The 19,119-nt window shown below is 49.7% G+C and carries 17 protein-coding genes; 7 read left to right on the forward strand and 10 right to left on the reverse strand.

What is annotated here, in order from left to right:
• Nucleotides 1-2: 2 nt before the first annotated feature.
• Genes KJY73_RS20335 through KJY73_RS20345 form a run of 3 tightly spaced genes read right to left on the reverse strand, consistent with a single transcriptional unit; the run spans nt 3 to nt 3,286 of the window.
• Complete coding sequence (locus KJY73_RS20335; protein WP_206593066.1) at nt 3-1,322, reverse strand: N-acetylmuramoyl-L-alanine amidase; 1,320 nt, start codon at nt 1,320-1,322, stop codon at nt 3-5.
• Between the two features lie 8 nt (nt 1,323-1,330).
• Nucleotides 1,331-1,783 (reverse strand): tRNA (adenosine(37)-N6)-threonylcarbamoyltransferase complex ATPase subunit type 1 TsaE, encoded by a 453-nt coding sequence (gene tsaE / locus KJY73_RS20340; protein WP_214345468.1) that lies wholly within the window; start codon nt 1,781-1,783, stop codon nt 1,331-1,333.
• Nucleotides 1,784-3,286 carry an NAD(P)H-hydrate dehydratase gene (locus KJY73_RS20345; RefSeq protein ID WP_232848796.1) on the reverse strand — a complete coding sequence of 501 codons (1,503 nt, stop codon included), beginning with the start codon at nt 3,284-3,286 and terminating at the stop codon, nt 1,784-1,786.
• On the opposite strand from KJY73_RS20345, the gene queG reads away from it, so the two are divergent.
• Entirely contained in the window at nt 3,286-4,428 is a 1,143-nt protein-coding gene (gene queG, locus KJY73_RS20350) for a tRNA epoxyqueuosine(34) reductase QueG (RefSeq protein WP_214345469.1), read from the forward strand. The two genes, KJY73_RS20345 and queG, sit on opposite strands and share 1 nt — an antisense overlap.
• Nucleotides 4,429-4,484: 56 nt before the next feature.
• Here queG and hemE read toward each other — a convergent pair whose 3' ends face one another.
• Nucleotides 4,485-5,552: a uroporphyrinogen decarboxylase gene (gene hemE / locus KJY73_RS20355; protein WP_214345470.1), complete on the reverse strand. Its 1,068-nt coding sequence runs from the start codon at nt 5,550-5,552 to the stop codon at nt 4,485-4,487.
• 654 nt (nt 5,553-6,206) lie between these two features.
• Between hemE and KJY73_RS20360 the strand changes: the two genes are divergently transcribed.
• Genes KJY73_RS20360 through KJY73_RS20370 form a run of 3 tightly spaced genes read left to right on the forward strand, consistent with a single transcriptional unit; the run spans nt 6,207 to nt 9,323 of the window.
• Nucleotides 6,207-6,899 carry a 3-keto-disaccharide hydrolase gene (locus KJY73_RS20360; protein WP_214345471.1) on the forward strand — a complete coding sequence of 231 codons (693 nt, stop codon included), beginning with the start codon at nt 6,207-6,209 and terminating at the stop codon, nt 6,897-6,899.
• A gap of 2 nt (nt 6,900-6,901) precedes the next feature.
• Nucleotides 6,902-8,581: a GMC family oxidoreductase gene (locus KJY73_RS20365; RefSeq protein ID WP_214345472.1), complete on the forward strand. Its 1,680-nt coding sequence runs from the start codon at nt 6,902-6,904 to the stop codon at nt 8,579-8,581.
• A gap of 1 nt (nt 8,582) precedes the next feature.
• A complete protein-coding gene (locus tag KJY73_RS20370) occupies nt 8,583-9,323 on the forward strand; it encodes a gluconate 2-dehydrogenase subunit 3 family protein (RefSeq protein WP_214345473.1) in 741 nt (246 codons plus the stop codon).
• A 57-nt stretch (nt 9,324-9,380) separates the two neighbouring features.
• Here KJY73_RS20370 and nudC read toward each other — a convergent pair whose 3' ends face one another.
• The gene (gene nudC, locus KJY73_RS20375; RefSeq protein ID WP_214345474.1) at nt 9,381-10,181 is read right to left on the reverse strand and encodes an NAD(+) diphosphatase; all 801 of its coding nucleotides are present in this window, start codon (nt 10,179-10,181) and stop codon (nt 9,381-9,383) included.
• 173 nt (nt 10,182-10,354) lie between these two features.
• Here nudC and rsd point away from each other — a divergent pair, with 173 nt between their 5' ends.
• Nucleotides 10,355-10,819 carry a sigma D regulator gene (gene rsd, locus KJY73_RS20380; protein WP_214345475.1) on the forward strand — a complete coding sequence of 155 codons (465 nt, stop codon included), beginning with the start codon at nt 10,355-10,357 and terminating at the stop codon, nt 10,817-10,819.
• A gap of 45 nt (nt 10,820-10,864) precedes the next feature.
• Here the strand turns inward: rsd and rho are convergent, their stop codons facing one another.
• Both rho and trxA read right to left on the reverse strand, forming a co-directional pair.
• Nucleotides 10,865-12,130: a transcription termination factor Rho gene (gene rho / locus KJY73_RS20385; RefSeq protein ID WP_102794530.1), complete on the reverse strand. Its 1,266-nt coding sequence runs from the start codon at nt 12,128-12,130 to the stop codon at nt 10,865-10,867.
• 336 nt (nt 12,131-12,466) lie between these two features.
• Nucleotides 12,467-12,793: a thioredoxin TrxA gene (trxA, locus tag KJY73_RS20390; RefSeq protein ID WP_206593075.1), complete on the reverse strand. Its 327-nt coding sequence runs from the start codon at nt 12,791-12,793 to the stop codon at nt 12,467-12,469.
• Between the two features lie 105 nt (nt 12,794-12,898).
• On the opposite strand from trxA, the gene rhlB reads away from it, so the two are divergent.
• The gene (rhlB, locus tag KJY73_RS20395; protein WP_214345476.1) at nt 12,899-14,161 is read left to right on the forward strand and encodes an ATP-dependent RNA helicase RhlB; all 1,263 of its coding nucleotides are present in this window, start codon (nt 12,899-12,901) and stop codon (nt 14,159-14,161) included.
• On the forward strand, nt 14,158-15,666 hold the full coding sequence (locus KJY73_RS20400) for a Ppx/GppA phosphatase family protein (protein WP_214345477.1): 1,509 nt from the start codon (nt 14,158-14,160) through the stop codon (nt 15,664-15,666). Before rhlB ends, KJY73_RS20400 begins: the two co-directional genes overlap by 4 nt.
• Before the next feature lie 35 nt (nt 15,667-15,701).
• On the opposite strand, the gene KJY73_RS20405 is transcribed toward KJY73_RS20400, so the two are convergent.
• The 3 genes from KJY73_RS20405 to KJY73_RS20415 form a co-directional block, all read right to left on the reverse strand.
• Nucleotides 15,702-16,985: an amidohydrolase gene (locus KJY73_RS20405; protein WP_214345478.1), complete on the reverse strand. Its 1,284-nt coding sequence runs from the start codon at nt 16,983-16,985 to the stop codon at nt 15,702-15,704.
• Between the two features lie 252 nt (nt 16,986-17,237).
• Entirely contained in the window at nt 17,238-18,182 is a 945-nt protein-coding gene (locus KJY73_RS20410; protein WP_214345480.1) for a nucleoside hydrolase, read from the reverse strand.
• 43 nt (nt 18,183-18,225) lie between these two features.
• A complete protein-coding gene (locus KJY73_RS20415; protein ID WP_214345482.1) occupies nt 18,226-19,119 on the reverse strand; it encodes a ribokinase in 894 nt (297 codons plus the stop codon).

A 19,119-nucleotide genomic window follows, 5' to 3' on the forward strand; every position in this document is an offset into this window, starting at 1 on the left:
TGCTAGTTAGGTATGGTCAGGACTTGTCCGATGCGAACCATATCCGAGTTCAGGTTGTTGGCGGCCTTTAGCTGACTGACCGGCACGTTGTAGCGTTGGGCCAGCAAGGACAACGACTCTCCTGGTGAAACCTTGTGGGTGCGATTGTCGCGCTTGTTCTTAGCCCACAAGGTACCGTCAGGCGGCATACGCTTAAAGTAGCGCTGCACCGCAACATACATGGCTTCTGCTAAATCTTCGCGAAACTTTGCCCAGTTTAAGTTCTTTTCTTCGGCTTTATTGGAAATGAAGCCGGTTTCTACCAGGATGGAGGGAATATCTGGTGAGGTTAGCACCGCCAGACTGGCCGCCTGCGGTACTGATTTATGTAACTTGGTGATTTGCTTCATTTCCTTCAGCACTTCACGGCTGACTTCATAGCTGGTGGAAATGGAGTGGTCCATGGACATATCCAGTAGAGCCTGGGTCAGGTAGCGCTCACTTGCGGTATCCTGAATAACCTCGGCGGCACCACCAAGCAGTTCGGAATGTTTTTCGCTGTTTTCCAGCCAGCGACCCAGTTCAGAATTAGCGCGGCGCATTGACAATACCCACACAGATGCGCCACTGGGCTGTGGGGTGGTATAAGCATCGGCGTGAATAGATACGAACAGGTCGGCTTTGCGCTGTCTGGCCATATCGGCACGTTTATTGGGGTGTATGTAATAATCACCGGTACGGATCATGGCCGCTTTCATACCAGGGGTTTTGTTAATCCTGTCTGCCAGCATTTTAGCCACGCTCAGCGTAACGTTCTTTTCATAACTGCCGGAATAACCAATTGAACCGGGGTCTTCTCCTCCGTGCCCGGCGTCAATAGCGACAACGATATCGCGGTTCTCACTCTGATCACTGCGCTTAACATTTGCCGACACGCTGTCGCTTTTTCCTCCGATATCTATAACCAGACGGTTTCCATAGGGGGCTGTGGGAGGCAAGGCAAATATTTGTGTGTCGACGGCTTCTGTGAGATCAAAGACAACGCGAATAGCGTTTTTGTCTTTTGCATTACTGTAGCGAAGTCGTTTGATTAACTTGCTGTCGTTCTGGATTTTTGAAAAATCCAGGCTTTTGCGGGTATTGGCCAGATCAATGACTAACCTGGTTGGGTTTTGCAGGGGGAAATACGTGAACTCAGGGGCGTCCTGCATATCGAATACCACCCGGGTATTCGAAGGCGAAGGCCAGATACGAACACCATCTACCTGATTTTGTGCGACTACCAGCGAACTGAAAAACGCCAGTAATAAGGTCAGCCAAAAATAAATTCTCTTATGTGCCATGCGCTCTATTATAGTTTTGCAAGCAATGCTTCTCCTCGTTCAGACAAGGCAAGCAGCTCAAAGGTTCGGCCAGGGTCACTAAACGCTATGTTAATCTGCAAATCCGCCGGGGCCAAGAGTTGCCCTCCTTTTTGCGGCCATTCGATTAAACATAGACAGTCGGGTTCAAAATAATCTCGGATACCAATAAATTCCAATTCTTCGGGATCGCTGAGGCGATACAGATCAAAGTGGAATATCCGCCAGTCGCCCACCTGATATGGCTCAACCAAGGTATAAGTCGGGCTTTTCACTCTACCGCTGTAGCCTAACGCCTGGATAAAGCTGCGACAAAAACTGGTTTTGCCAGCGCCCAAATCACCGTGCAAATAAATCACCGTGGCACTGTCACAAGCCTTGGCCAGCTTGGCTGCCAACTCAGCGGTGGCCTGCTCATCATTTACATCTACGCGTATCGTCATTCAGCGATTAACCAGTTTTCGTATAAAGGGCAACAAATCACTGGCCATCATACCACGTTCTCCGCTCTGTTGTGCAGCCTGGTCTGCCGCCGCGCTATGCAGGCTGGCGCCATACACGGTGGCTTCATCGTTACTTAACCCCTGAGCCACCAAACTGATAATTACCCCACTAAGCAGGTCACCCATCCCCGGGCTGGCCATGCCGGGGTTGCCGTTGGTTAGTACTACATGTTGTTGCTGCGTTGCAATCAGCGTACCTGCGCCTTTGAGTAGTACCGTGGCTTTATATTTCTGCTGAAGTTTGCCGAGTGCCTGGTAACGGTTATCTTCAATATCTGTTATCTGGCAGCCAAGCAACCTGGCTGCTTCCCCTGGGTGCGGAGTAAGTATGCAGTGGCTGGGTAATGCTCGTGACGAAGCAGCCAGTAAATTCAGGGCATCAGCGTCCAGCAACAGAGGCTTAGGCTGCGTTGCTACATAGTCCAGCACTTGACTGAATAACAAACTTGCCCAGGTATCCTGACCGAGACCCGGACCTAGAACAATACAGCTGGCCCACCCCAATAATTCCTTGAGGTCGTCGCTGTCCGCCAGCATCAGTTCAGGTAATCCCTGGCTGACCAACTGGCGATTTTCTGGATGACAACAGGTTTTGACTAATCCAGCACCGGCTCTAAGTGCCGCTTCGCTGGTCAGGCGTATAGCCCCTGGCATGCCGCGATTACCACCAAGACAGAGCACACGGCCAGCGCTACCTTTATGACTGTTTAGGGCACGGCGAGGCAATAGGGGCAGATAATTAAAATCCAGCAATTGCGCGCAAGGTGTTGCCAGTGATTGAAAAGTGTCGGCAATACCTAAATCATCGAAGATCAACTCGCCGCTTTGTTGTTTGCCTTGACCTGTTACTAAACCACGCTTGATGCCAACAAAAGTTATGGTTTGGTCTGCGCAGACTGCTGCGCCTGCCGACGCACCGGTATCAGCGATTAACCCAGAGGGAATATCCAGACTAAGCACGGGGATGTCGGCGTTGCGCAACGTCTCAATGACTTCTGCATAGGGCGATCTGAGCTGCCCTCGCGTACCTGTACCTAACAATGCATCGACAATCACCTCTGCATCCGCAAGGGATTGTGGCCAGCGGGTGGTTGTTCCTCCTTCGGCTACCCATCTGTTGCAGGCTTCGGTGGTATCCTGGCTGAACCTGGATACATCTCCCAGCAGTACCAAGTGAACATGCAGGCCGGCTTGTTTGGCCAAACGTGCCACAACAAATCCGTCACCGGCATTATTCCCCTGACCGCATAGCACCAGGATCCTCTTTGCGTCAGGATAATATTGTTTGAGTGCCTTAAAAGCGGCGGCGCCAGCCCTTTCCATCAGCTCATACATGCTGACTGCGGCCAGCTTGGCAGCCTGGGCTTCATGGTTTCGTACCTGGTCTGCGCAAAACACTTTGTGTGCTAGACTGGCAGGCAATTTTAAGACGAACTGTTTCAATGGCCGAACTCTGCGAAAAGGTCTTAGTGGACCTGACTGAACATATCAAGAGCTGGGGAAGAGCGCTAGGCTTTCAACAGGTGGGTATCTGCGATGTGGATCTGAGTCGTCATGAAGCACATCTGCAGGCCTGGCTGGATAAGGGCATGCATGGTGAGATGCAGTTTATGGCCGAACATGGCATGAAGCGGGCCCGTCCCGATGAGTTGCTGCCCGGTACCTTGCGAGTGGTTAGCGTGCGCATGGACTACCTCCCCCCTGATGCTGGCTTTGCCCGCAATTTGAAAAATCGTGAGCAAGCCTATATCAGTCGCTATGCCCTCGGACGCGACTACCATAAGTTACTCAGGCAGCGGTTGAAGAAGCTAGGTGAGATGATTCAGCAAAAAATCAGCGAGTTTGATCTGAGTTATCGTCCCTTTGTGGATTCTGCGCCGGTATTGGAACATGCAGTAGCTGAGAAAGCCGGTCTGGGCTGGACAGGCAAGCACTCACTGACCATTAACCGACAGGCAGGCTCGTGGTTTTTCTTAGGCGAGCTGTTTATCAACTTGCCACTGCCGGTTGATCAACCTGTGGAAGAGGGCTGTGGTAGTTGCACGGCCTGTATCACTATTTGTCCGACTGGCGCCATTGTTGCCCCTTATGTGGTGGATGCCAGGCGCTGTATTTCCTATCTGACCATTGAACAAAAAGGGGCGATACCGGAAGAATTCAGACCCCTGCTGGGTAACCGCATCTACGGCTGTGATGATTGCCAACTGGTCTGCCCCTGGAATCGATACGCACAGCTCACCGATGAAGCCGACTTTCATCCTCGTCAGCAGTTGCAAGGTAAAACCTTGCTGGAGCTATTTTGCTGGGATGAGGCGACTTTTTTGAAAAATACCGAAGGCTCGCCCATACGTCGTATCGGGCATGAACGTTGGTTGCGCAATATTGCGGTGGGATTGGGGAATGCCCCCTATTCGCCAGATATAGTTGATGCATTGCAGCGTCAGCGGGACGCCAATACTGAAATGGTAAAAGAGCACATAGATTGGGCGCTGGCTCAGCAGGCTGGTAAAAAGCCTGGTCAACCTGACAGACAAACGCTGCGATTAATTCGCAGTGTGGAAAAAGGGCTGCCCAGAGACGCTTGATGTGCCCTTGCCTTCAAAGGTCGGTAGTCAAGACTGCCGACCTTTAATAAGCTTCTTTAGGCTTTATGGTATTGCTGACTGTAGCGATGTACGGCGTCAACGAATACCTTGGCATGCTCTGGTGGTACGTCCGGGTGAATACCATGGCCCAGGTTAAATACATGACCGCTACCTTCACCAAAACCGGCCAGAATGGATTGCACTTCTTGTTCGATTCTGGCGGGTGGTGCATAGAGCATCGAAGGATCCATATTTCCCTGTAGCGCCACTTTGTCACCAATTCTGGCTTTGGCGTCGGCGATATTAATTGTCCAGTCCAGTCCCACAGCATCACAGCCTGTTGCTGCAATAGCCTCCAGCCACATACCACCATTTTTGGTGAATAACGTTACTGGTACACGGCGCTCTTCGTTTTCACGGGTCAGGCCGTCGACAATTTTGTGCATATAACGCAAAGAGAACTCTTCATAATCACGCGGAGACAACACGCCACCCCAGGTATCAAATATCATGACGGATTGGGCGCCAGCGGCGATTTGTGCGTTCAAATACAGGATGACCGAATCTGCCAGTTTATCCAGCAACAGGTGCAGGGCGGCAGGTTCGGCAAAGGCCATCTTCTTGATGATGTTGAAGCTCTTGGTCGAGCCGCCTTCCACCATATAAGTCGCCAAGGTCCAAGGGCTACCAGAGAATCCAATTAAAGGCACCTGGCCGTTCAGGCCTTTACGGATAGTGCGTACGGCGTCCATCACATAACCCAGTTCTACTTCCGGATCAGGGACTGGCAATGCTTGAATCGCCGCCATATCGCGCAATGGGCGTTCAAACTTGGGTCCTTCGCCGGTTTCAAAATACAGACCCAGACCCATGGCATCCGGAATCGTCAGAATATCGGAGAACAGGATGGCGGCGTCCAAATCAAAACGGCGCAGAGGTTGCAAAGTCACTTCGCAGGCCAATTCAGGGTTTTTACACAGTGACATAAAATCCCCCGCCTGCGCACGGGTTGCGCGGTACTCGGGCAAATAACGGCCGGCCTGGCGCATCATCCATACAGGAGTGATATCCACAGGCTGCTTAAGTAAAGCCCTCAAATACCTGTCATTTTGTAGTGGTTGCATGTGCTGCTCCTGTCTGATGCGCTAAAAAACCCGCGCATTCTACCAGCTAATACGACATCGATACACCAAGCAATCCTTGCGATGAATCAACGTTTGAAGCTTTAAATGAAATGCTATTCGTCCTATTTGAGGCATGAAAGCTTGCACTGCTTCGATATTCTTTGCTATAAAACCTCTGCGCTAGTGAAATCAAAATAAAAGAAGCCCGGTTACGGGACCTCCACGCTAAAATATTTAAGCCTTACCGTTTTCGGTAAGGCTTTTTTATTTTCGTTCTACCGATCTGCACATCAATTGCAATGCAGTTTTTTGTTTTGTGCTATCACCGATTGGTTGAAGAAGAAAAATCATATAGCTTTTAAAGCTGCTCTCAGGACTTTTACCTACCTTAGCTTTTCCATATCAACACAACAGGACGCCGATTTTGTCTTGTTGACTGCCGATTTTCTTATAGTGCTTTGGAGGCTGCTCGCACTATTATTTTAACACTCTATTAACGAGTCTTTGGTTGGCTGGTTCAGTCTTCCAAGTTCTGTCAGATGAGCGACAACCCGTTTGTCAGCCACAATTTAGCTGGTCTAGAACTTTCAGGCTGGCAAATCTGAATCTAAAAAAACTGTGCATCCTGTGCAGGATGAGGAAAAAGGAAAGCGCATGGTAAATCGTTCCGTTCTATCTGTAATGCTACTCGCGTCTTGTGTCTTTACCGTCGGTGCAGCCGATAATCAGCTTTCAGAGAAGGAAAAAGCAGAGGGGTGGCAATTGCTGTTTGATGGGCAGGACTTATCACAGTGGCGTAATTTCAAGCGCGATACATTGAGTGATAAGTGGCAGGCAAAAGACGGTGTCTTGCAACTATCCGGCGCTGGTGGTGGCGATATCCTGACCAAAAAGACCTATGAAAATTTCGAGCTTCAGGTGGACTGGAAAATTTCCGCGGGGGGGAACAGCGGTATTTTTGTGTTGGTAGATGAAACCGGGAATGCTATTTACTCCCATGCGCCTGAAATTCAGATCCTGGATGATGCGCGCCATTCAGACAATAAGATTGATTCTCACCGTTCCGGCTCACTCTACGATTTACTGGCAGCGCCCGTATCGGCGCAAAAGCCAGCGGAAAACTGGAATCACGTGGTAATCAGATTGGAACAAGGCCATTTGCAGGTATGGCAAAACGATGTGGTTACAACCAGTATCGTGATTGGCAGCAGCAGTTGGAACACGCTAATGGCCGCCAGTAAGTTTGCCAACTGGGACGGATTTGCAAAGCAGCATAGTGGCCATATCGGTCTGCAAGATCATGGAGACCCCGTTTATTTTAAGAATATTAAGATAAAGGAGTTATGAGTATGAGGGACAATCGCCACGAAGTAATTGTGGTGGGCTCTGGTGCGGGCGGCGCCATGGCTGCTTATACTCTGACCAAATCCGGGCATAAGGTACTGATGCTAGAAGCTGGCAGAGACTACGACCCGAAAACTGAAACACCGATGTTTAAGCGAAACGGTGATGCGCCACTAATGGGAGCTGCCACAAGCGACAAGCATTTTGGATTTTACGACGCCACAGTCGATGGCGGTTGGCAAGTTCCGGATGAGCCATACAGCGTTGCAGAGGGTGATGATTTTTACTGGTGGCGAGCCAGAATGCTGGGGGGGAGAACCAATCATTGGGGACGTTTCTCTTTACGCTTCAGTGAGCATGACTTTAAAGGTAAGAGTCGGGATGGGTTAGGTGCCGACTGGCCATTTGACTATGCCGAACTGGCCCCCTGGTATGATAAAACCGAAGAATTGGTCGGTGTTTGTGGCACCAACACTGGGTTGGACGATATGCCACCTTCAGCCGAAGGCGTATTGCAGCCACCTCCGCAACCGCGCGTGCCAGAGTTGTTGATTGCCGCCGCGGCTAAAAAACAAGGTATTCCCATGGTGCCAATGCACCGAGCGGTGTTGACCCGTCCCAAAGATGACCGTGCGGCCTGTTTCTGGGCTACACCTTGTGGCCACGGTTGTTCAATCGGCGCCGCCTTTCAAAGTACCACCTCGTTACTACCTATGGCCAAAGCAACGGGGAATCTGCAGATCATTACCCAAGCCATGGTGAAGTCAGTGGATACTGATGATCAGGGCAAAGTGATAGGGGTGACTTACATTGATAAAGCGTCTGGTCACACTCACAACCTAAAGGCGAAAGTGATCATTCTTGCAGCCAGTGCGTGTGAGTCTGCGAGAATACTGCTGAATTCTAAGAGCGAACATTTTCCTGATGGATTAGCAAATTCCAGCGGTCAGGTTGGTAAAAATTTGATGGATTCAACCGGTGCTCATCTTGGTGCAATCATTCCTGCTCTCAAAGGGAGACCAAGGTATAACGAGGATGGGCATACCTCCAATCACCTGTTTATCCCTTGGTGGGGGCATGCCGCTCAGGCAAAAGGTGAACTGGATTTTCCACGGGGTTATCACTTTGAAATCGGCTGTGGTTTTCGGGAGCCTGGTGCAGGCGTTTCAGGTTCCTTACAGGGATATGGTAAGGCGGTAAAACAACAGGTCTGGGACAACTACGGTGCTTATGTGGGATTTTCGCTGCGTGGCGAAATGTTACCCAACCCCGATTCTTATATGGAGATTGACGAGAGTGTTCGGGATAAGTGGGGAATACCGGTATCCAAGTTTCACTTTAAATGGTCCGAGCATGAGCTCAAACAAATTGAGCATGGCTTAAAGACGGCAAAAGCACTGCTGGAGACCATGGGGGCAGACGTTGGTGAGTTGCCATCTGCCGAACAGGCTATATCCAAAGGGGGCTCAATTATTCATGAGGTAGGTACCACCAGAATGGGCAGCTCCGCAGAGAGTTCAGTGACCAACCAATGGGGTCAAACTTGGGACTGCGAAAATCTGTTTGTGATGGATGGTGGTGTTTTTGCTTCCAATCCACATAAGAACTGCACGCTTACGATTATGACCCTGGCAATGCGCAATGCATCCTGGCTGTCGGCACAATTGAAAGGTGGGGTAATCTAATATGTCAGAAAACATCACTCCTTATCAGTATTTACCTAACATGAGTCGTCGTGAGTCGCTTAAATGGTTGACTGTGTTGGCGGCCAGCGCTGTTGTGACCTCAGTGTCAGGATGCAGTTTTATCAGCGAAACTGAGCCTGTCAAGGTTGGACACTGGCCTGATCTGACCCCAACTCCCATTGAGGTTGCAGGGTACGGTACCGACCCCAATTTGATTTTACCTCCTGAATCCCCCTGGCCCAGAACCTTGTCCTCCACACAACTGACGTTGGTTGCGGTGTTATCGGACATCATCGTACCAAGAGATGGGGCGGTGCCGTCAGCCACCGAGGTAAAGGTGCCAGATGTTATCGACGAATGGGTAAGTGCTCCTTATCAAACACAGCAACGTGATCGGCTGGTTATTTTGAATGCATTAGCCTGGATTGAGGAGGAATCGCAGCGCCGGTTTAACCGTGGTTTTGTCGGACTCAGTGGCGAGCAGCAGTTAAAAATTATGGATGACATTGCTTACAACAATGCGCAAACCCCCGAGGAGTTCAAACGTATTGCTAAGGCGTTTGACCGATTCCGTGGGCTGGTATTGGCGGCGTTTTATACGTCACCTGAAGGTAGTAAAGATATAGGCTATTTGGGCAATGTGCCTATTGCTGGAGACTATCCCGGGCCAACCGAGGAAGCCCGGCAACATCTTGAGCAGGTGTTGGCATCACTCAAGTTATCTGCCTATGCCTATTCCTGAATGCAAATACTCATAGGGCTGCTGGCCAAACGCCATGTCAGCCCTTGATTTTCAGTTTTATTGTGACACTCGATTTGTTGTTGCCTGAATCAGTTGCCCAGCAATTGAAAATGGTGGCGGTGTTAAAGGTAATTTGTCAAAGTCGAACCAATCAGCTGCCAGTATTTCTCGGCCATCGACCTGGATTTCACCAGAGTCCCATTCTGCTAGATAGCCCATCATCAACGAATGGGGGAAAGGCCAGGGCTGGCTGGAGAAATAGCGCAGATTTTTTACCTTAATACCCACTTCTTCCATGATTTCTCTGTGCACCGCCTGTTCCAGGCTTTCTCCACTTTCGACAAAACCGGCCAGAGTGGAATACATACCTTCTTTGTGATGCGCGCCCTGAGCGAGCAGGATTTGCTCGCCTTTACGTACGGCAACGATGATGCAGGGAGATATTCGTGGATAACAGCGGTGCTGACAGCGATGGCAATGCATGGCTAGTTCCCAGTGTACCGCTTCCATGCGACTGCCGCATTGTCCGCAAAATCGGTGAGTTCGCAGGAACAGTGCAACTTGCCAGGCTCTGGCCAGAATATTAAATGCATCATGGGCTTCGCTCATCAGGGCGGCCCTGAGGTTAATCAGTTCGATATTGTCCCGATCCGGCACTTCCTGTCCTAGATCAATCACGTAGCAATTTTGCTGGCGGTATTCTCCGACTTTAACCACGTCGTCTGCGTAGGCGGATAAAAAAGAAAGTTCCGACCATTTATGTTCGATAAGGCAGCTTTGTCCGCTTAGTTGCACCAACTTATCCTGAGAAAGGATAAGCCAATAGGCTTGCTCATCATTGCTGGGGCGATGTTTCATATTTCACTACTTATGTGCGGCTTAAGAGGCGAGCATACCAGCTTGCGCATGGCTTGTCGGTGACAGGACCGACTAGCTGAGTATAGCGCTTTTGCAATTGGGGCATTCTGATATACTGCATTTTACAATTGATTTACCTGGACCGTTGATGGGGACGGAGCGGGAGAATAACAATGCTAAATAAAGTAGAACAAGCCGAACAAAAATGGGGCGGGTCACACACCGCCATTGATAATTGGATTAATGCCCGCAAGTTGTTGCTGGTGGAATACTGCCGATTGGCGGGTTTGCCGCCATTTGATGCACAACGTCAGGCATTACCGGGTAAAGAAGTCATTGAAACCTTCTGTGAAATGCTGATGGACTATGTGTCGGCAGGGCATTTTGAGTTTTACGACAAAATAGTCGAAGGCAGTCAGACCAATGGTGAGGGAAAATCCCTGGCGGATGAGGTTTACCCGCAGATTGCTGACACCACTGAAATGGCATTGAGCTTTAATGATAGCTATGCCGAGATTGACGATGACCATGATATGCAAGGCTTCGACAAACATTTGTCGGATTTAGGTCAGGCCATGGAAGAACGATTTGAGCTTGAAGACAAGTTGATTCAAACCTTGTATCACGACCATTTGTGAAGAATAAAAAAGGCGCCTGTGGCGCCTTCTTTTATTCGCAACTGATCAGCTCTTCTGACGACGCATTGCGTCAAAGAACTCATTGTTGGTTTTGGTCATCGACAGCTTGTCGATGAGGAATTCCATCGCATCAATCTCGGACATTTCATGTACGATCTTGCGCAGGATCCACATCTTTTGCAGCTCGTCCTGGGTAGTGAGAAGTTCCTCACGACGGGTACCAGAACGGTTAAAGTCGATGGCTGGGAATACACGTTTCTCTGCAATCTTACGATTCAGGTGCAGTTCCATGTTACCCGTACCTTTAAACTCTTCGTAGATAACCTCGTCCATCTTAGACCCGGTATCGATCAGTGCTGTAGCGATAATGGTCAGGCTGCCGCCTTCTTCAACATTACGGGCTGCACCGAAGAAACGCTTAGGTTTATGCAGGGCGTTGGCGTCTACACCACCGGTCAGGACTTTACCTGATGAAGGAATAACGGTGTTGTAAGCGCGAGCCAGACGGGTAATAGAGTCAAGCAGAATGACCACGTCTTTTTTATGTTCAACCAGACGCTTAGCCTTTTCGATAACCATCTCGGCCACTTGCACGTGGCGGCTGGCTGGTTCATCGAAGGTCGAAGCGACCACTTCACCTTGCACCAAACGTTGCATCTCGGTAACTTCTTCCGGACGCTCGTCGATAAGCAATACCATCAACACACATTCGGGGTAGTTGGCGGCGATGCTCTGGGCAATGTTCTGCAGTAATAATGTTTTACCGGCTTTGGGTGGTGCTACGATCAGACCACGTTGACCACGACCTATAGGTGAAGCCAAGTCCAGTACGCGGGCGGTGATATCTTCGGTACTGCCGTTACCACGTTCCATACGCAAACGCTCTTTGGCATGCAAAGGCGTCAGGTTTTCAAACAAAATTTTGTTGCGCGAGTTTTCCGGGCGATCGAAGTTAACTTCGCTGATTTTCAGCAGGGCAAAGTAACGCTCACTGTCTTTTGGCGGGCGAATTTTTCCTGAAATAGAATCGCCGGTGCGCAGGTTAAAGCGTCGAATTTGACTGGGCGAGACGTATATGTCGTCAGGGCCGGCCAAATAGGAGGAATCCGCCGAACGCAAAAAGCCAAAACCATCCTGCAATATTTCCAGTACCCCATCACCGAAAATGTCTTCACCACTTTTCGCATGGGCTTTGAGGATTGAGAAGATGATATCTTGTTTGCGGGCGCGGGCCATGTTTTCCAGGCCCATTTTTTCCGCCAGTTCTACCAGTTCGCTGACGGGTTTATTTTTGAGTTCCGTTAGGTTCATATCGGTGGGTCTTAATGATTGAAAATATGCTCTTAATGCAAGTGTGTTCAGACTTTTAAAGGGTCGTAAACGTCAGATTGCGTCGGTTTGACGCGAGGATTAAGCTCTGCGCTCCATGCGCCACCCGTCGAGCGGGCCGGCTGCGGCGATAACACTGTTCCAGACAGCCTTTCTGTTCGTATCGAATGGAATCGATGCTGAGAACGAAATCTAAGTTAGCACCAAAAATCAACAGCGTCTAGTAATCTTTCGCTGCTAATTTATTCATTCTCAGTGAATTTTTGCGCAAATTTGTGACGGCGCAGAAAAAAGCCCGGATTAACCGGGCTTTTTAAATTAGATGTTTTCTTTCAAGAATTCGGTCAGTTGCGTTTTAGAGAGCGCGCCAACCTTGGTTGCCGCTACATTACCGCCTTTAAATAACAGTAAAGTAGGGATACCACGAATACCATATTTAGGTGGAGTTTCAGTATTGTGGTCGACATTCAGCTTGGCAACTGTTAACTTGCCTTCGAATTCGCCAGCCACTTCATCTAGAATTGGCGCGATCATTTTGCACGGGCCACACCATTCCGCCCAGAAGTCAACTAATACAGGACCTTCGGCGTTGATAACATCAGCCTCAAAACTGTCATCAGTCAACTGGATAATTTTGTCGCTCATTCTCTTCTCCAAACTTGGCTGCCTCGGCAGAAAACACCTGGCAGGCGATTGTGGCTATTTATATAGAAACTGTTTTTTAATGCAAGCACTGATAAGCTATAAGCTATGCAAACAACTCATCTAACTGAAACACATTTTTCTGACCTGCCGATGCATGCGGACGTGATAAACGCATTGTCAGCAGCGAACTTTCAACATTGTACACCGATTCAGGCGTTGAGCCTGCCTCCTTTGCTGGAGGGGCGTGATGTTGCAGGTCAGGCACAAACAGGGACGGGCAAGACAATAGCCTTCCTGACCGCAACTTTCCACCATCTATTGACTCATCCTCAGACTGAAAAAGCACAGCCACGGGCCATTATTATGGCACCAACCCGGGAGTTGGCGGTGCAGATTCATAAGGATGCCGAGCTGCTTAGTAAGCATACCGGAATTAGCCTAGGCCTTATCTATGGGGGCGAAGGTTACCAGAGTCAACGTGAGAGCTTGGAAAAAGGTGTCGATATCATCATTGGTACCACAGGGCGGATTATCGATTACTACAAGCAAGGCATTTTTAGTCTGAGTCATATTCAGGTTGCCGTGCTGGATGAAGCAGACAGGATGTTTGACCTGGGCTTTATCAAGGATATTCGTTATCTGTTCCGTCGCATGCCAGCCCCATCCGAACGCTTGAGCATGCTGTTCTCTGCCACCTTGTCCATGCGTGTACAAGAATTGGCTTACGAACATATGAACAGTCCGGTACATGTCCAGGTAGAGCCTGAGCAAATGACGGCCAGCAGGGTGAAAGAAGAACTATTCTACCCATCCAACGACGACAAAATGTTGCTGTTGCTGACACTGCTGGAAGAAGAGTGGCCAGAGAAAGCCATAGTGTTTGCCAATACCAAACATAGCTGTGAGAACATCTTCGATTGGTTGCAGGCTGATGGTCATCGCGTTGGCTTGTTAAGTGGCGATGTACCACAGCACAAGCGATTACGTATTCTGGATGGCTTCAGTAAAGGCCAGTTGGATGTGTTAGTGGCTACCGATGTGGCAGCCAGGGGCTTGCATATTGAGAAAGTCACCCACGTATTTAACTACGATCTGCCGGATGACGCCGAAGACTATGTACACCGAATCGGTCGAACCGGTCGCGCGGGTAAGAGTGGCCATGCAATTAGTTTTGCTTGCGAAAAATATGCACTCAATTTGCCTGCCATTGAAGAATATATACGCCATGCGATTCCGGTAACGGATTATGACCACAGCGTCCTGCTGGAAGACGTAAAAGCGCCGCGCCAGCAATATAAAAAGCGTATGCAAAGTGGTAAAAACCTGAGCAAAGGCAAGCCCAGGAGCCGAAGCCCAAGGAACCGATGAGAGAAGCGCCATTGACTACGCCGGAGTCTCAGCAGTATTACGCTGCGGTTGATCTTGGCTCGAACAGCTTCCACCTGATGGTGGTTCGGGTAGTTAATGGCTGTATTCATATTGTTGGCAAGGTAAAGCAGAAAGTTCGTTTAGCGGCGGGATTAGACCCTGAGTTTCAATTGGACGAACTTAGCATGGAGCGAGGCTGGAAATGCCTGGAAGCCTTTGCTGAACGATTACAAGATATTCCGGCTGCCAATATTCGGGTGGTAGCCACCGCCACTTTACGTCTGGCACGTAACGCCGAGCAGTTTATTCATAAAGCCGAGCGTATACTTGGACACCCAATCCAGGTTATCAGCGGTGAAGAAGAAGCCAAGCAAATCTATCTTGGTGTCGCTTATACCTCTGCCAATCAAGGCAACAGTCTGGTCATAGATATCGGCGGTGCCAGTACCGAAATTATCCTGGGTAAAGATTTCACGCCCAAGCAGCTCGTCAGTCTGAACATGGGGTGCGTGACCTTTATGGAGCGTTTTTTCCCAAATGGCGAGCTTAATCAGCAGAATTTTGATGCTGCACAGGATGCCGCCCGGGCGTTGCTGTCTCCTGTTGCAGATAAATTCGTTGGATTTGAATGGCGGCAATGTCTGGGTGCATCTGGCACGCCGCAGGCCATTACAGAAATCCTGGTTGCGCAGAATATTAATGACACTATTCGTCAGACTTACCTTGATGACCTGATGCAGCAATGCATTGAATCTGGCAATCTGAATCAACTCGCCATTCATGGTTTATCAGAGGCCAGAAAGCCAGTATTCGCCAGCGGCTTGGCTATTCTTAAGGTGCTGTTTGAACAACTTGGTATACAGCAAATGCAAATTGCTGGTGGTGCCCTGCGTGAAGGGCTGCTGTATGGCATGTTGGAGAATATTCACCATAATGATGTGCGCCAACAGACATTGGATGCATTGATTGAGCGTTTTCATATTGAGGAGGCGCAGGCCCACCGCGTTGCAGAAACGGCGTTGATGCTGTTTCGGCAACTTCCTCACGACGAGCTCAGTTGCCAGTTAGATGCCGAGGCCGTGTTGTTGGCTGCCGCCAAACTGCATGAAATTGGTCTGCATATCGACTTCAAACATAGTCATCAACACGGCAAGTACATACTGTCACACATCAGCATGCCGGGTTTTACCAAGTTGCAGCAAGAATGTATTTGTACGCTAGTCGGAGCTCACCGACAGGAAGTTGATGGCAATAGCTTTAGTGCCTATCAGCAAGATGTCAGCGCTGCGCTTACCCTGTTATGCAAGATTTTGCGTATTGCCCATGTGCTATGTATTCGCCGCAAAGACAATCTGTTGCCTACAATCAAAATGCGCCATGATGAGCAAGGACTCAGCTTGTATTTTCCCGCCGGATGGTTGAAAAAGCATCCGTTGTTAGACGCTGAACTGGCAAACGAAAAGTGGTTGCAGCATAAGACCGGTTGGTTGTTGAATATTGAGTAAAGCCGACATTCGTCGGCTTTACTTATTTGCTTGAATTACTTGGCTTTTTGCATGTAATCAATGGTTAGGTTAGTGAGTAGTTCAACACCCAGTTTCATACCAGATTCATCAATTTTGAACTCCGGAGTATGATGCGCAGGGGCCTGGTCTTCTGGCAAATCAAGGGGTTTACCCCCAACAAACAGATATAGCCCTGGTACTTCTTTCTGGAAGAATGAAAAGTCTTCAGCACCAGTAACGGCTTTCACTTCTGCTACCTTTCCTTCTCCGGCAGTGCGGTGCAAAGTGGGCAGCATTTTATCCATCAATGCCGGATCGTTATAGGTAATGGGATAGCTGTCACCGTAAGGTAAGCTCACCTCTGCTTCAGCTCGCATACTCTGAGCAATATGAGTGGCTTTGCGATGCACAGCAGCATGCAGGGTTTCACGCATGTCCTCATCCAATGTACGGATGGTACCTAGCAGTTCAACTTCGTTGGGAATGATATTGGTGCGGTTACCACCATGAATGGCGCCAACCGTAATGACGGCGGCTTCATCAATCAATGGCAGCTCACGGCTAACGATAGTTTGCAGACCCATTACTACTTGTGCTGCGGTGACAACCGGATCGACACTCAGCCAGGGGTAGGCACCGTGGGCCTGCTTTCCCTTGATGACAATTTTATAGGGGTCAACCGCTGCCATAATGCCGCCGTGGCGATATTCCACCGTCCCCACATCGGTGTTGGAGCTGATATGCAGACCGAATACGACATCGACGCCTTTCATCACGCCTTCAGTCACCATCAGCTCAGCACCGCCTTTTTCACCCACTGGCGCGCCTTCCTCAGCCGGTTGGAAAACAAACTTTACCTTACCGGAGAGCTGAGATTTCATATCAGTGAGTATTTTGGCCGCACCCATCAGCATCGCCATGTGAGTGTCATGACCGCAGGCATGCATCACGGATACCGGGTTGCCGTTATATTCGCTGGTCGCTTTTGAACGAAAGGGTAAATCATTCTGCTCTTTTACCGGTAGACCATCCATATCCGCTCGCAGGGCGACCACAGGGCCTGGTTTACCTGAGTCCAGTATGGCCACCACCCCGGTGTGCGCGACCCCGGTTTGTACCTCAAGACCTAATCCTCGTAAGTACTTTTCAATATATTTGGCAGTTTCGAATTCCCGGTTGGACAATTCTGGGTGTTGATGAAAGTGCCGGCGCCATTCGATGACCTGAGGTTCTATGTCGCTGGCCTGCTTGCTTACCTGGTCAGCAGCGGCAAAACTGCTGATGCATAGCAGGGCAATGGCGGATAAGGCGGTTTTCATTATTATTCTCCTGTTTGTTGTGTTCCCACTTTAGAGTTACTCAACATATTTGGTCAATGCTGCTGGTCTCGGCTTTTGGTTTAAATATCAACAGCACAAAGAGACAAGTCAGGAAAAATGTTCCCGATATTGGCGTTATTCTTAGATAAGTTGATGATGAAGATGCTGCTCAGGTTACTGAGCCGAGGGGTGCTTAAAACGTTAGGGGGAAGGAAAAGTAGCGACAATGGATATTGCCGCTACACAATGAGATCAGACGCTGAGTCGACCTGTGACTAAATCCAGTAATGCCTGGGAGCGGACCTTTATACAGGCCTTCTGCTGTGGCAAATTTTCCCAGCCAGGGTAAGGGAAATGTCTCTGCCCTGGCGCCAGGGTCGTTTGGCCAATCGCTAGGCCATCTGTCACTACCCGAATACGACCTTCTTCCATCTCGAACAATGTCGGGTCGAGCAGATAAGCGATGGTTGATGGGTCGTGAACCATACAGCCAGCAATACCCAATGTTTGCTGATAAAAGTCGATATAAAAGCTGCAAGCCTGGCGCAGAAACTCGCCTTGGCGAGGATTTTTTTCCGCTATCTTCTGCATATCGTCTTGCTTAAGTAGCACCTGACTGGTGACATCCAGACCAATCATCACTACCGGCCATTCAGCAGCAAAGACTTTATCCGCTGCATGGGGGTCGCCCATAATATTGGCTTCTGCAACAGGGGACACATTACCGCAGTGGTGAATAGTGCCGCCCATTAGCACCACTTCTTTAACCAAGGCTGCTACATCGGGGGCTTTTTCCAGTACCCGGGCAATGTTAGTCAGTGGGCCCAAGGGTACCAGGGTGATCTCACCTGGATGTTTGCGCACCTGTTCGATAATGAAATCCACTGCGGACTGACTCTGCGCCTGCTTGCTGGATTTCGGCCAGTTGATATTGCCAAAGCCATCGTCACCATGCACAAAATCGGCATAAGGTGCAGGCGTGCGTGTCATAGGCACGGCTTCACCTTTGTATACCGGGATGTCATAAGATGCAAAGTCACTCAGGATCAGTGCATTGGTAGTGGCTTGTTCAACGGACACGTTACCAAAAATGGTGGTCAGACCCAGTACGTCCAGCTCGGGAGAATTGGCCGCCATAATGATGGCCAGCGCGTCATCCACACCGGGATCGGTATCTATGATTATCTTTCTGCTCATGGAATTTCCTTAAATTTGTTCAGTAGGGTGCAATGCGGCAGTTTCAGGACTGTGTCGCCAGGAAGTCTGCAACCTCCTGCTGCACTGGTATAGAAGGAATTGCCCCGGCTCGGGTTACTGCAATGGCGGCGGCGGCACTGGCTTGGCGTAATGCTTCGGCAACAGGCTGTCCGGCGCTGATATTGGCCAGGAAGTAGCCGATAAAGGTATCGCCCGCAGCGGTAGTGTCTACTGCGTCAACCTTAAACGCCTTAACTTGGTGACGCTGAGAACCCTGGCAATGGCATGCTCCTGCTGATCCTAAGGTGATCAACAACGCCAGATTCGGTGCCATACGTTGCATTTGTGCAATTGCTGCGTCTAAATCGTCGGTGCCGGTTAGGTCTTGCGCCTCTATTTGGTTAACGATAAGCAGGTCGAGCTTATCCAACAACCTGAGGGTTAACTCTCTGTCCATGGGGGCCGGGTTAAAAGCGACTCGCATGCCTTTTTGCTTGGCTAACTCGGCGCTTTCAACAATCAGATTGGTCTCATTTTGCATCAGCAACCAATCCTGAGGTCCAGCGATTTGCAATTGCGCGGCTACCCACTGCATTTGCTGAGCGCGGTTTGCCCCTGCATGCAGAATAATGGCGTTCTCACCCTGATCATCAATTTGGATCAAGGCATGGCCTGTCGCTTCTTGCTGGTGTCCGCTGATACCTGAGATATCAACGCCTAATTCTCTTAATTTTGCCGGGGCTGAATCGTTCAGACCCACGCTGCCGATATGTACGATAGATGCACCGGCTTTGGCGGCAGCAACGGACTGGTTTGCACCTTTGCCGCCTAAATGTAATTGGTAAGAACTGGACATCAGGGTTTCACCGGGGCGGACAAAGTGTGACACCCGGTAGCAGTGATCCCAATTGATGGAACCCAGATTGTAAATACTCAT

Source organism: Bowmanella yangjiangensis (assembly GCF_018531185.1).
GTDB lineage: Bacteria > Pseudomonadota > Gammaproteobacteria > Enterobacterales > Alteromonadaceae > Bowmanella > Bowmanella yangjiangensis.